11 protein-coding genes are annotated in these 13,450 nt (G+C 71.4%); 6 read left to right on the top strand and 5 right to left on the bottom strand.

Annotated features, from left to right (window positions below; translation table 11 throughout):
• Nucleotides 1–17: 17 nt before the first annotated feature.
• From DEJ51_RS09400 to DEJ51_RS09390, 3 genes are all read right to left on the bottom strand, one after another.
• Entirely contained in the window at nt 18–908 is an 891-nt protein-coding gene (locus DEJ51_RS09400; RefSeq protein ID WP_150257184.1) for a phosphatase PAP2 family protein, read from the bottom strand.
• A gap of 146 nt (nt 909–1,054) precedes the next feature.
• Complete coding sequence (locus tag DEJ51_RS09395; protein WP_223835732.1) at nt 1,055–2,065, bottom strand: DUF389 domain-containing protein; 1,011 nt, start codon at nt 2,063–2,065, stop codon at nt 1,055–1,057.
• A 104-nt stretch (nt 2,066–2,169) separates the two neighbouring features.
• Nucleotides 2,170–2,775: a TetR/AcrR family transcriptional regulator gene (locus tag DEJ51_RS09390; RefSeq protein WP_150257183.1), complete on the bottom strand. Its 606-nt coding sequence runs from the start codon at nt 2,773–2,775 to the stop codon at nt 2,170–2,172.
• A gap of 233 nt (nt 2,776–3,008) precedes the next feature.
• Here DEJ51_RS09390 and DEJ51_RS09385 point away from each other — a divergent pair, with 233 nt between their 5' ends.
• Nucleotides 3,009–4,217 (top strand): FAD-dependent oxidoreductase, encoded by a 1,209-nt coding sequence (locus tag DEJ51_RS09385; protein WP_150257182.1) that lies wholly within the window; start codon nt 3,009–3,011, stop codon nt 4,215–4,217.
• On the opposite strand, the gene DEJ51_RS09380 is transcribed toward DEJ51_RS09385, so the two are convergent.
• Nucleotides 4,214–5,245 (bottom strand): LacI family DNA-binding transcriptional regulator, encoded by a 1,032-nt coding sequence (locus DEJ51_RS09380; protein ID WP_150257181.1) that lies wholly within the window; start codon nt 5,243–5,245, stop codon nt 4,214–4,216. The two genes, DEJ51_RS09385 and DEJ51_RS09380, sit on opposite strands and share 4 nt — an antisense overlap.
• 26 nt (nt 5,246–5,271) lie before the next feature.
• Nucleotides 5,272–7,215: an alpha-amylase family glycosyl hydrolase gene (locus DEJ51_RS09375; RefSeq protein WP_150257180.1), complete on the bottom strand. Its 1,944-nt coding sequence runs from the start codon at nt 7,213–7,215 to the stop codon at nt 5,272–5,274.
• Nucleotides 7,216–7,437: 222 nt separating this feature from the next.
• On the opposite strand from DEJ51_RS09375, the gene DEJ51_RS09370 reads away from it, so the two are divergent.
• The 5 genes from DEJ51_RS09370 to DEJ51_RS09350 all read left to right on the top strand — a co-directional run bounded on the left by DEJ51_RS09370 (nt 7,438) and on the right by DEJ51_RS09350 (nt 13,392).
• On the top strand, nt 7,438–8,712 hold the full coding sequence (locus DEJ51_RS09370) for an extracellular solute-binding protein (RefSeq protein WP_150257179.1): 1,275 nt from the start codon (nt 7,438–7,440) through the stop codon (nt 8,710–8,712).
• A gap of 7 nt (nt 8,713–8,719) precedes the next feature.
• Complete coding sequence (locus DEJ51_RS09365; RefSeq protein WP_150257178.1) at nt 8,720–9,781, top strand: carbohydrate ABC transporter permease; 1,062 nt, start codon at nt 8,720–8,722, stop codon at nt 9,779–9,781.
• A gap of 2 nt (nt 9,782–9,783) precedes the next feature.
• On the top strand, nt 9,784–10,635 hold the full coding sequence (locus tag DEJ51_RS09360) for a sugar ABC transporter permease (protein ID WP_150257177.1): 852 nt from the start codon (nt 9,784–9,786) through the stop codon (nt 10,633–10,635).
• Nucleotides 10,636–10,744: 109 nt separating this feature from the next.
• Nucleotides 10,745–12,394: a glycoside hydrolase family 13 protein gene (locus DEJ51_RS09355; protein ID WP_150257176.1), complete on the top strand. Its 1,650-nt coding sequence runs from the start codon at nt 10,745–10,747 to the stop codon at nt 12,392–12,394.
• Nucleotides 12,391–13,392: a LacI family DNA-binding transcriptional regulator gene (locus DEJ51_RS09350; protein ID WP_223835731.1), complete on the top strand. Its 1,002-nt coding sequence runs from the start codon at nt 12,391–12,393 to the stop codon at nt 13,390–13,392. The genes DEJ51_RS09355 and DEJ51_RS09350 overlap by 4 nt, the downstream gene beginning before the upstream one ends.
• Nucleotides 13,393–13,450: the final 58 nt, after the last annotated feature.

The following is a 13,450-nucleotide window of genomic DNA, read 5'->3' as shown; positions in this document are numbered from 1 at the left end:
CGCGGGCGGCAGCAGCCTCAGGCGCGGGTTCGGACCCGGCTCAGCAGTTCCGCGGCCGGGTGCGGACCCGCGTGCTCGGGGTGGCGGGGCAGGCGGTGGGCGAAGGAGCCGTACCAGGACCGCGAGACCGTGTAGCCGAAGGCCAGGCAGATCATGCCGCCCACGGCGTCGAGCCAGAAGTGGTTGGCGGTGGCCACGATGACGACGAGGGTCGCCGTGGGGTAGAGCAGGCCGAGGATGCGGGCCCAGGGGGCCGAGGCGACCGCGAAGATCGTCAGGCCGCACCAGAGCGACCACCCTATGTGCATGGACGGCATCGCGGCGTACTGGTTCGACATCTGCTTGAGGTTGCCGGAGGCCATGGAGCCCCAGGTGTGGTGCACCAGCACGGTGTCGATGAAGTTCTGCCCGTTCATCAGCCGGGGCGGCGCGAGCGGGTAGCAGTAGTAGCCGACCAGGGCGACGCCCGTCGTGGCGAAGAGCACCAGACGCGTGGCGGCGTACCGCCCCGGATGGAAACGGTAGATCCAGACCAGCACGCCGATCGTCACGACGAAGTGGAGCGTGGCGTAGTAGTAGTTCATGCCCACGATCAGCCACGTCACGGAGTTGACCGCGTGGTTGACCGACTGCTCGACGGCGATCCCGAGGGTCCGCTCGGCGCTCCAGATCCAGTCCGCGTTGGCGAGGGCCGCCGCCTTCTGCTCGGGCACCGCGTTGCGGATCAGCGAGTAGATCCAGTAGCTGACCGCGATGAGCAGCACCTCGAACCAGATCCGGGGCCGGCGCGGGGCACGCAACCGGGAGAGAAGGGTGCGCTCAAGCTCCGGACGGGTCTCGGTCTCGACCACGGTGGGTGATGAGACGTCCGTCCGGGTTTCCAGTGTCTTCACGCTCGATTCACCCATGGGCAGAGTCTGCCAGATGCGTTCCCGGCTCCGATCATCCCTCGGGACGGTCTTCGGCGCCTCCGGTCCCCCCTGAGTACGACAGGGGACCTCGGGGCAGCGGGCCGGGCGGTGCCGGCGCCGTCACGACCGCCCCCGGCGGCCGGTCAGTCTCCCACCTTACCGGCGACGATCTGCTGCCCGCGGGTGGCGTCGACCACGATGGGAAGGCCGTCGGGCACCTGCCCTTCGAGGTCGCGGAGCAGGTCCCTGATCGGCGGGAGGTCGCCGGGGCTGCGCACGTGGACGTAGAAGGTCCTGGACTGCGCGTCGACCCCGGTGACCGCCGCACCCGGACTGGCCGAGAGCCAGCGCTCCGCGGCGCTCCAGGTCCGCGAGGTCCACGCGTTCAGCAGGACGGTGGTCACGGTGTCCGCGCCCAGCGGCAGCAGGACCGCGGCGAACAGCAGCCCGAGCATCACGTAGGCGCGGCGGGAGGCCCCGGCCCGGCCGGGTCGTCCGGCGGCCCGCGTGTACCCGAGGGCGGCGAACACCACCATGCCCGCGAAGACCATGGCGAGGAGGTTGGACACGAAGAGCACCAGCGCGCCCAGTGCGAGCCACCACGAGGTCTGGCCGGCGCACACGCCCGTCACCACGAGCGGCGGCACCAGGGAGATCGCGATCGCGACCCCCGGCAGGACCGCGGCGACGTCCTTGCGGGACAGTGCCACGGCGCTGGCGAAGCCCGTGGCCAGAGCGGCGATCAGGTCGAGGAGCCCGGGGGAGGTCCGGCTGGAGATCTGGCTGTCCGACAGGAGGTCGTAGGAGGCGGGCACCACCAGAGAGGCCGCCGCGCCGATCAGGAGCACCAGCAGGCCGCCGAGCGCCACGAACGCGAGGGCCGTGGAGCGGCGGCGCTGCACGGCGCCGAGGGCGATCCCCATGATCGGTGTGGAGAGCGGAGCGATGATCATCGCGCCGATGACGGTGGCGGTGGAGTCCGTGAGGACCCCGCACGCGGCGATCACGGAGGACAGCGTGAGCATCGTCCAGAACGCCGACTGCTTCGCCCGGCTGTCGCCCGACGAGAGGTCGAGGTCCTCCTGGAGGTCTTCCAGGGAGCGTCGCTTGTGGTCGGGCAGGATCCTGTCGCGAAGCCGGCCGGGCATGGGCATCTGCCCAGTATCCGGACCGGGATCCCCGCGCCGTCGCAGCAACACGACCGCCCCGCCCCGCGGGCCGACGCCGCCACGAGCGTCCGCTCCGTTCCTGGTAGCGGTCACCCGTCCCGGCCGGGGCGGACCTCCTGTCGTGCCAGGGGGGTCGTGGCCCAGCCGTTTTCCAGGAGGGCGAACACCTCGTGCATGGTCCGGGCCGGGTCCTCGCTCGCGCGGACGAGGCTCGGGGCTTCCAGGGCGAAGCGTGCCAAGCCGGTGACGGCGGGGTCTTCCGGGGCGAGCCCGGTGGCCTCGGCGAGGGCGGCGGCCAGTGTCTTCTCGTGACGCGACCACATGCGCCGGGCGTAGTCCCGCAGCGCCGGGGTGGTTTCGACGAGGACGAAAGTGGGGTCGTCGGTCCGCACGGCGGTACGGGCGTGCACCATGTGGTCGCGCAGGGCGTGCAGCACGGGCTGACCGGGGGCCCGGTCGCGTACGGCGGCGACCAGTGCGCTCTCGACGTCCTCGTCCAGGTCGAAGACGAGGGCTTCCTTGCTGGGGAAGTGCTTGAAGAGCGTGCTCAGCGAGACGTCGGCCGCCTCTGCCACCTCGCGCACGCCGACGTCGTCGAAGCCGCGCTCGGTGAACAGCCGCACTGCGGCATCCGCCAGGGCTTGCCTGGTCCGGGCCTTCTTGCGTTCCCGGCGTCCTGTCGTCATCTCGGCCATGCCCCCATCGTAGCCCCTTGAGCTGATTCGATTGCAAAGGCGATCGGCTTGAAAATCGGAGCGGTTGTACTTTTGTGGCGGCTGTGCTTCTGTGATCAGGCACGCCTGACCGGCTCTCAGCCGTCGGCTCCCGGGGCGCGATCCGCATCGGAACGGCTGATCGTCATGCCCGGATCCGGGCGTCAACGTCACGACCAGCACCCTCTTCGACCATCGAACGGAGCGTGACCCTCATGTCCACCACCCCTCGCATCGCAGTCGTCGGCGCAGGCCTGGGCGGCCTCGTCTGCGCTCGCGTCCTCCAGCAGCACGGAGTGCCGGTCACGGTCTTCGAGAGCGAGCCCGACCCCCACTCCCGCTCGCAGGGCGGCACTCTCGACATCGATGAAGCCACCGGCCAGGCAGCCCTGCGCGCAGCCGGACTGCTGGACCGATTCCTCACCCTGTCCCGGCCCGAAGGTCAGGAGTGGCGCCTGTACGACCGCCACGCGACCCTGATGCGCCACGACCGGGCCGGCGCGGACGATCTGAGCAGGCCCGAGATCGACCGCGGCGAGCTGCGCGGGCTCCTGTTGGACTCCCTCGCCCCTGGCACGGTCCGCTGGGGCCACTCGGTGAGGGCCGTCACCCCGCTCCCCCGCGGCATGGCCCGCCTGCACCACGACGGCCACACCGGCGAGGACTTCGACCTGGTCATCGGCGCCGATGGCGCCTGGTCGCGGGTGCGCCCCGCGCTCAGCGACGCCCAACCCTCCTACTCCGGTGTCACGATGGTGGAAGCCCACTTCGACGACGTCGACCACCGGCACCCCGGCATCGCCCAGCTGGTCGGTCGCGGCACCATGTCGGCCAAGGCGGGCCGCCGCAGCCTGGTGCTCCAGCGCAACAGCAACGGACACGTCCGCGCCTACGTCACCTTCCGCGGCCCCCAGGACTGGCACGCCGGCCTCGACCTCGCCGACACCGAATCGGTACGCGCGCGCCTGCTCGCCCAGTACCAGGGCTGGCACGAGCGCCTGCTGGACATCCTGCGCGACAACGAGGGCGGTTTCGTCAACCGGCCCGTGTTCGTCCTTCCGGTTGCCCACTCCTGGCAGCGTGTCCCCGGCATCACCCTGCTCGGCGACGCCGCCCACCTGATGCCGCCCGTCGGCGTCGGCGCCAACCTCGCCCTGCTCGACGGCGCCGAACTCGCCCGAGCCGTCATCGACCACTCCATCGTCGACGAGGCCCTCGATGCCTACGAAAGCGTCATGTTCCCCCGCGCCGCCGACCACGGGAAGGCCGCTCAGCAGATGCTCGCGACGCTGATGCCCGACACCGAATCCGACGCGGCCGCCTTCCCCGACACCCTCTGGCCGGCCACCCCAATCCCTGACCCGGTCCCCACCCGCACCACCGGCGCGGGCAGCCGGTCACAGGATCCGAAAGAGCCGGCCTAGTCCCGGCGGCGTTGGCCCGGGCCCGAGGCCGTGGAGCCGCGCACCACCAGTTCGGGCAGGAAGACGAACTCGCTGTGCGGGGCCGGCGTACCGCCGATCTCCTCCAGCAGGGTCCGGACCGCCGCCTGCCCCATCGCCTGCACGGGCTGGCGGATGGTCGTCAGGGGCGGGTCGGTGAACGCTATGAGCGGGGAGTCGTCGAAGCCGACCACCGACACGTCCTGCGGCACCTTCAGCCCCTGCTGCCGGGCCGCCCGGATCGCGCCGAGCGCCATCATGTCGCTCGCGCACACGACCGCCGTGCAGCCGCGCGAGATCAGCGCGGACGCGGCGGCCTGGCCGCCCTCCAGCGAGTAGAGGGAGTGCTGGATCAGCTCCTCGATCTCGGCCTCGCCGAGTCCGAGCCGCTCCTTCATCCCGAGCCGGAAGCCCTCGATCTTGCGCAGGACCGGCACGAAGCGCTTCGGGCCGACCGCGAGCCCGATGCGGGTGTGCCCGAGCGCGGCGAGGTGCGTGACGGCCAGGACCATCGCGGCCCGGTCGTCGGGGGAGACGAAGGGCGCCTGCACCTTCTCGGAGAACCCGTTGATGAGGACGTACGGAACGCCCTGCCCACGGAGTTGGTCGTACCGGGCCATGTCGGCCGTGGTGTCGGCGTGCAGGCCGGAGACGAAGATGATCCCGGAGACCCCGCGGTCGACCAGCATCTCGGTCAGCTCGTCCTCGGTGGACCCGCCGGGTGTCTGCGTGGCCAGTACCGGCGTGTACCCCTGCCGGGTCAGGGCCTGGCCGATGACCTGGGCGAGCGCCGGGAAGATCGGATTGTCCAGTTCGGGCGTTATCAGACCGACGAGCCCCGCACTGCGCTGGCGCAGCTTCACGGGCCGCTCGTAGCCGAGTACGTCGAGGGCGGCCAGTACGGATTCACGGGTGCCTGCGGCCACACCGGGCTTGCCGTTGAGCACGCGGCTGACTGTGGCTTCGCTGACCCCCGCCTGGGCTGCGATGTCGGCTAGCCGTGCGGTCACGGGATTGGACTGTACCGGTCGGACGTTCACAATGACCACCACGTGCACGAATCCGGGGGAAGCCGGACGGTGCGGCCGTCGGTCTCCACCGGGGCACTGGAGAGTACGGGTCGACCGGGCGCGGGGAGTTCGACCGGGCCGGGGCGGGTGTTGACCGTGCAGGCGAAGCCGGGGCGGGTGAAGAGGAGCACGCCCTCGGGGGCGGACTGCCAGCGCATTCCGGACGGGTACGGACCGTACGGGGCTTCGGCCGGGGCGTCGGCCCCCGGCCCCGGCTCCGGCCCGGTGCCGGCCTCCGGTGCGCCCAGCCCCGGCATCGCCCGGCGCAGTTCCAGCGCGGCGCGGTAGAGCTCCAGCGTGGAGTGCGGGTCGCCGGTCTGCGCGGCGACGCTGAGGCCGCCCCAGCCGGCGGGCTGCGGGAGCCAGCTGCCGGTCGGCCCGAAACCGTACGGGGGCTCCGAGCCGGACCAGGGGAGCGGGACCCGGCACCCGTCGCGCAGCCCGTCCTGCCCTTCCGCCTCCGGCGCGGTCACGGGATCGGGGCCGGCCCCGGTAGGGGGCGTGGCCTCCGGCCGGGTTCCCGGTGCGGGAGCCGTCCCGCCGCGGGGACCGGCTGGGGCGGCGGTCTCCGGATCGGCCGCCGCGCAGGCCGATGCCCACGCGCCGGGCGCGGCCTGCGGCGCAGTCCCGGGCCGGGGTGCGGTTCCGGCCGCGAGGTCCGGTCCGGCGGTCGGCCGTGCCGGGCCCGGCGCGGCGCACGGCTGGCGGCGTCCGCGGCGGAAGGCCGGGTCCTGGCGCACCTGGTCCGGGAGGTCCGCCACCTCCGGGAGGCCGAGCTCCTCGCCCTGGTAGAGGTACGCCGACCCGGGCAGGGCCAGCATCAGCAGGGCGGCGGCCCGGGCGCGGGCCAGGCCGCGGGCCCCGCCGCCGTAGCGCGTCACATGGCGTACGACGTCGTGGTTGGACAGCACCCAGGTGGTCGGGGCGCCGACGGCGGTGGTGGCGGCCAGGGACTCGTCGATGACCGTGCGCATCGCGTCGGGGTCCCACGGGCAGTTCAGGAAGCGGAAGTTGAAGGCCTGGTGCAGTTCGTCGGGGCGCACGTACAGGGCGAGCCGCTCCGAGGTCGGCGCCCAGGCCTCCGCGACCCCGATGCGCCCGCCCCCGTAGGAGTCGAGGAGGCGGCGCCAGGAGCGGTGGATCTCGTGGACCCCGTCCTGGTCGAAGAAGGGGAGCGGCTCGGTGCCGATGAGGGTGGCCTGGGCGCCGCGGCCGATGTCCGGCAGACCCGGGGCCTTGACCATGCCGTGGGCGACGTCGATGCGGAAGCCGTCGATGCCGAGGTCGAGCCAGAAACGGAGGACGGAGGCGAACTCGGCGGCGACCTCCGGGTGGTCCCAGTCGAGGTCCGGCTGCTCGGGGGCGAAGAGGTGCAGGTACCACGCGCCGTCCGTGACCCGGGTCCAGGCGGGGCCGCCGAAGATCGACTCCCAGTCGTTCGGAGGCTCGGCGCCGTCCGGACCCCGCCCGGGGCGGAAGTGGTAGCGCTCGCGGGCCCCCGGATCCCCGGCGAGGGCGGCGCGGAACCACGGGTGCTGTTCGGAGGTGTGGTTCGGGACCACGTCCACGATGACCCGCAGCCCGAGCGCGTGCGCGGCCCGGACCAGCTCGTCGGCGTCGGAGAGGTCCCCGAAGAGCGGGTCGACGGCCCGGTAGTCGGCGACGTCGTAGCCGCCGTCGGCCTGCGGGGAGACGTAGAAGGGGGTGAGCCACACGGCGTCGACGCCGAGGCGGGCGAGGTGGGGGAGGCGGGAGCGGACCCCGCGGAGGTCGCCGATGCCGTCGCCGTCGCTGTCGGCGAAGGAGCGTACGTACACCTGGTAGATGACGGCATCGCGCCACCAGGCACCGCTCGCGGTCGCGTTGCTGGAAGAGCTTGCAAGCTGGACGGCCGTCGAGTCGTGGGTCATATCGGGGTCAACGCGGGTACATGCCCCCTGGTTGCGGGCCCGGGAGGTCGAAGGTGACTCGAACTAACAGCAAGCGGCGGACACCGTACGGACACACGGATGTAACGATCGCCTCCGCTTGCAGAAAGTTTGCGCAAGGTCTTTCGGTCCTCTTTCAGTCTTGTTACGTTCCTGGCAACTCGGGACCGCGAGGGCGCGGCCGGGATCATCGAAGGAGTTCATATGCGGCGTGGCATAGCGGCCACCGCGCTGGTCGCGACCCTGGCGCTCGCGGCGACGGCTTGCGGTGGGGACGACAAGGACGCGGCCGGCGGGACCAAGGCAGGCGGCGAGCTTTCCGGCACGGTCACGTGGTGGGACACCGCGAACGACGCCGAGAAGGCCAGCTTCCAGAAGCTCGCCGAGGCGTTCACCGCCAAGCACCCGAAGGTGACCGTCAAGTACGTCAACGTCCCGTACGGCGACGCGCAGAACAAGGTCAAGAACGCCTTCAGCAGCGGCTCCGACGCGCCTGACGTGATCCGCGCCGACGTCGGCTGGGTCGCCGACTTCGCCTCCCTCGGCTACCTCGACGAGGTCCCGGCGGACATGGCGAAGAAGGTCGACGCCGAGTTCCTCCCGCAGGCCGCGGCCAGCGGAAAGTTCGAGGGCAAGACCTACGCCGTGCCGCAGGTCATCGACACCCTCGGCCTCTTCTACAACAAGAAGATGCTCGCCGACGCCGGCGTCCAGCCCCCCAAGACGCTGGAAGAGGTCAAGACGGCCGCCGCCGCCATCAAGGCGAAGACCGGCAAGGCCGGCCTCTACCTCCGCGGCGACGACTCCTACTGGTTCCTCCCGCTGATCTACGGCGAGGGCGGCGACCTGGTCGACGCGAAGAACAAGACGGTCACCGTCGACAACGAGGCGGGCGTCAAGGCCTTCAAGACCGCCCGCGACCTGGTCGCCTCCGGTGCGGCCGTCACCAACGCCACCGACGGCTACGCCAACATGCAGACGGCCTTCAAGACCGGCGAGGCCGCCATGATGATCAACGGTCCGTGGGCCGTCGCCGACACCTACGCCGGCGACCAGTTCAAGGACAAGGCCAACCTCGGCGTCGCCGCCGTCCCGGCCGGCTCGGCCAAGGCCGGTGCCCCGCAGGGCGGCCACGACCTCGCCGTGTACGCCGGCTCCAAGAACACCGCCGCCGCGCACGCCTTCGTCGAGTACATGACCTCCCAGGAGGTCCAGGTCCAGTCCGCCAAGGAGCTGAGCCTGCTGCCGACCCGTACCGCCGCCTACGAGCAGCCGGACGTCAAGAGCAGCGAGATGGTCCAGTTCTTCAAGCCGGCCGTCGACAAGGCCGTCGAGCGCGCCTGGATCCCGGAGAACGGCTCCCTCTTCGAGCCGCTGAAGGTCGAATACACCAAGGCGATCACCGGGGCGTCGAGCCCGGAGGACGCGGCCAAGTCGGCCGGCGTCGAGTTCCGCAAGATCCTCAAGGGCTGGAAGTAACACAACCATGGCTGCTCACACCAGCCAGTCGGTGGCGAAGGCCGCGGGCGACGACGTCGAGAACGACGTCGCCGCCCGCGGCCGGAGCCGCAGGACTGACAGCGACAGCGGTAACCGTGGCGGTGACCGCGGTGGAAAGGGCGCGTCCGGCTTCCGGCGCGCCGTCGGCACACACTGGTACGCCTGGGCCATGGTCGCCCCGGTGGTGCTCGTCCTCGGCGTGATCATCGGCTGGCCGCTGGTCCGGGGCGTCTACCTGTCGCTGACCGACGCCACCGAGCGCAACGTCTCGCGCACCATCGGCGTCCGGCACATCGAGGCCACGTACGAGTTCGTCGGACTCGACAACTACGTGTCCGTGCTCAGCGACCCGGTGTTCCTGCAGCGGCTGGTGTGGACGGTGGTGTGGACCGTCGCGTGCGTGTCCATCACCTTCACGCTCGGTCTGGTCCTGGCCAACATGCTCAACCGGGACTTCCGGGGCCGCGCCGCCTACCGGATGGCGCTCATCCTGCCCTGGGCCGTCCCCGGCTTCGTCTCCGTCTTCGCCTGGCGGTTCCTCTTCAACCGCGACAACGGCATCCTCAACAAGATCCTCGACGGTGGCGGCATCGCCGCGATCCCGTGGCTCGACGACCCGACCTGGGCCAAGTTCTCGGTCGTCGCCGTCAACGTCTGGCTCGGCGTCCCCTTCATGATGGTCGCCCTGCTCGGCGGCCTGCAGTCGATCCCCGGCGAGCTCTACGAGGCCGCCGAGATGGACGGCGCCAGCTCCTGGCAGCGCTTCCGGCACATCACCCTGCCCGGCCTGCGCTCGGTGAGCATGACGGTGATCCTGCTCTCCACCATCTGGACCTTCAACATGTTCCCGGTGATCTTCCTGCTCACCCGGGGCGGACCCGGCGACTCCACCGAGATCCTGGTGACCCAGGCCTTCCGCGAGGCCTTCATCGCGAGCCCGCGCGACTTCGCCGCCTCCGCGACGTGGGGCGTCCTGATCCTCCTGCTGCTCATGATCTTCGCGCTGGTCTACCGGCGCTCGCTGCGCAAGCAGGGAGAGGTGTGGTGACCATGACCACTGCGAACACCGCCCGCCCCCGGGGCAGCCGTTCCCCGCTCGCCTCCGTCGGCCTGCACGCCACCCTCGTCGTGGCCGCCGTGATCGCCGTCTTCCCGGTGCTGTGGATCCTGCTGACCTCGCTCAAGCCCCCGCAGCACGCGATCACCACGGACTTCGTCAAGGAACCGACCCTCGGCAACTACACGTACCTGCTGGAGTCGAGCCACTTCCTCGACTGGTTCCTGAACTCCGTGCTGGTCGCCGGCGTCACCACCGTCCTCGGTGTCTTCATCGCCGCCACCACCGGATACGCGGTCAGCCGCTTCAAGTTCCCCGGCATGAAGCCGCTCATGTGGACCCTGCTCGTCACGCAGATGTTCCCGATGGCGATCCTCATCGTCCCGCTCTACAACCTCATGGGCGACCTCGGCCTGCTCAACCAGCCGATCGGCCTGATCATCACCTACCTCACCATCGCCGTGCCGTTCTGCGCCTGGATGATGAAGGGCTTCTTCGACGCGATCCCGGTGGAGATCGACGAATCGGGCCGGGTCGACGGGCTCAACCCCTTCGGCACCTTCTGGCGGCTCATCCTGCCCCTCGCCAAGCCCGGCCTCGCGGTCACGGGCTTCTACGCCTTCATCACCGCCTGGGGCGAGGTCGCGTACGCCTCCGCCTTCATGGTCGGGGAGGAGAACCTCACCCTGGCCGGCGGACTGCAGACCTTCGTCACGCAGTACACCTCCAACTGGGGAGCCATGAGCGCCGCCTCGGTCCTCATCGCCATCCCCGCGGCGATCTTCTTCGTCTTCGCCCAGCGTCACCTCGTCGCCGGGATGACGGCAGGCGCGACCAAGGGCTAGGGGGGAGCGTCTTCCGGGCCATGCCGGGCGAACGACCCGACCCGCAAGACACCCCCTCCCACCCTCGCCTGCCCCCTCTCACCCCCGGCCCGATCTCTCCAAGGACACCATGACCCAGCACCTCGCCGACGCGCTCCCCACCTCCACCGGCACGCAGCCCGGCTGGTGGAGAGAAGCGGTGATCTACCAGGTCTATCCGCGCAGCTTCGCCGACTCCAACGGGGACGGCATGGGGGACCTCGAAGGCATCCGCAGCCGCCTGCCCTACCTGAAGGAGCTGGGCGTCGACGCCGTCTGGCTCAGCCCCTTCTACGCCTCCCCGCAGGCCGACGCCGGTTACGACGTCGCCGACTACCGGGCCATCGACCCCATGTTCGGCACCCTGCACGACGCCGACGCCGTGATCCGCGAAGCCCACGGACTGGGCCTGCGCATCATTGTCGACCTCGTCCCGAACCACTGCTCCGACCAGCACGAATGGTTCAAGCAGGCGCTGCGGGAGGGCCCCGGGTCCCGGCTCCGGGAGCGCTTCCACTTCCGCCCCGGCAAGGGGGAGGACGGCGAACTGCCGCCCAACGACTGGGAGTCGATCTTCGGCGGGCCGGCCTGGACCCGGGTCGCGGACGGCGAGTGGTACCTGCACCTCTTCGCGCCCGAGCAGCCCGACTTCAACTGGGAGCACCCGGCCGTCCAGGACGAGTTCCGCTCCATCCTGCGCTTCTGGCTCGACCTCGGCGCCGACGGCTTCCGCGTCGACGTCGCCCACGGCCTGGTCAAGGCGCCCGGCCTGCCCGACCTCGGCGCCCGGGACCAGCTCAAGCTGCTCGGCAACGACGTCATGCCCTTCTTCGACCAGGACGGCGTCCACGAGATCTACCGCTCCTGGCGCCGCATCCTCGACGAGTACGAGGGCGACCGCGTCCTGGTCGCCGAGGCGTGGACCCCGACCGTCGAGCGCACGGCCCGCTACGTCCGCCCCGACGAGATGCACCAGGCGTTCAACTTCCAGTACCTGACCAGCGACTGGGAGGCGACCGCGCTGCGCGAGGTCATCGACGGCTCGCTGGCCGCGATGCGTCCCGTCGGCGCCCCCACCACCTGGGTGCTGTCCAACCACGACGTCACCCGGCACGCCACCCGCTTCGCCAACCCTGCAGGCCTCGGCACCCAGCTGCGCGAGCCCGGCGACCGCGAGCTCGGTCTGCGGCGGGCCCGCGCGGCGAGCCTGCTGATGCTGGCGCTGCCCGGTTCGGCGTACGTCTACCAGGGCGAGGAGCTCGGCCTGCCCGACGTCACCGACCTGCCGGACGAGGTCCGCCAGGACCCGTCGTTCTTCCGCGCGGCGGGACAGGACGGCTTCCGCGACGGCTGCCGGGTCCCCATCCCGTGGTCGGGCACCGAGGCCCCGTACGGATTCGGCACCGGCGGCAGCTGGCTCCCGCAGCCCGCCTCCTGGGCCGAGCTGAGCGTGGAGGCGCAGACCGGCGACCCGTCCTCCACCCTGGAGCTGTACCGGACCGCCCTGCGGCTGCGCCGCGAGCGCCCCGACCTGGGCGCGGGGGAGTCCGTGGACTGGCAGGAAGCCCCGGAGGGCGTGCTGGTCTTCCGCCGCGGGGACTTCCTGTGCGCGGCCAACACCACGGGTGCGGCGGTACCGCTCCCCGTCACCGGCGAGGTGCTGCTGTCCAGCGGCGCCGCGGTCGAGGACGGCGTGCTGCCGGCCGACACCACGGTGTGGTGGCAGGTGACGGCGGGGTGACCTCCGCCCTCCGGCTGACGGACATCGCCGCGCAGGCCCAGGTCAGCGAGGCGACGGTCAGCCGCGTGCTCAACGGCAAGGCGGGCGTCGCGGCCGGCACCCGGCACAAGGTGCTGGCCGCGATGGACCTGCTCGGCTACGAGCGGCCCGTGCGGCTCAAACGCCGCAGCAACGGCCTCGTCGGCCTGCTGATCCCGGAGCTCACCAACCCGATCTTCCCTGCGTTCGCGCAGGTCATCGAGCAGGCCCTGGCCGGGCACGGGTACACGCCGGTGCTGTGCACGCAGACACCCGGCGGGGCCACCGAGGACGAGCTGGTCGAGCAGCTGGAGGAGCGGGGGGTCACCGGCATCGTCTTCCTGTCCGGCCTGCACGCCGACGCCCACGCCGACCCGGCGCGCTACCAGCGCCTCGCCTCCCGCGGGCTGCCGTTCGTGATGATCAACGGCTTCAACGAGCACGTGAACGCCCCCTTCATCTCCCCGGACGACCGGGCGGCCGCCGAGATGGCCGTACGGCATCTGCAGGACCTCGGGCACGAACGGATCGGGCTGGCCATCGGGCCGACCCGGTACGTGCCCTCGGCCCGCAAGGAGCAGGGCTTCCGGTCCGTCGTGCCGGACGCGGAGGCCGAGGGGCGGATCCAGCGCACCCTCTTCACGGTCGAGGGCGGACACGCGGCCGGCATGGCCCTGCTGGACCGCGGCTGCACGGGCATCGTGTGCGGCAGTGACCCGATGGCGCTCGGCGTCATCAGGGCGGCGCGCGAGCGCGGGCTGCGCGTGCCGCAGGACGTGTCGGTGGTCGGCTTCGACGACTCGCCGCTGATCCCGTTCACGGACCCGCCGCTGACGACGGTCCGCCAGCCGGTACGCGCGATGGCGACGGCGGCGGTGGGCGCCCTCCTGGAGGCGGTGTCGGGCACCCCGGTCCAGCGCACGGAGTACGTCTTCCAGCCGGAGCTGGTGGTCCGGGGCTCCACGGCCCAGGTGCCGTAGCCCTTTCCGGGGGCGGGGGTGGGCGACAGCCCGCCCCCGCCTCTTGTTTTCGCGGCCG

This window comes from Streptomyces venezuelae (assembly GCF_008642275.1).
In the GTDB taxonomy this organism is placed as follows: Bacteria; Actinomycetota; Actinomycetes; order Streptomycetales; family Streptomycetaceae; genus Streptomyces; species Streptomyces venezuelae_E.
Note: the sequence above shows the minus strand (reverse complement) of the source record. Positions and strands in the feature narration are given on the sequence as shown.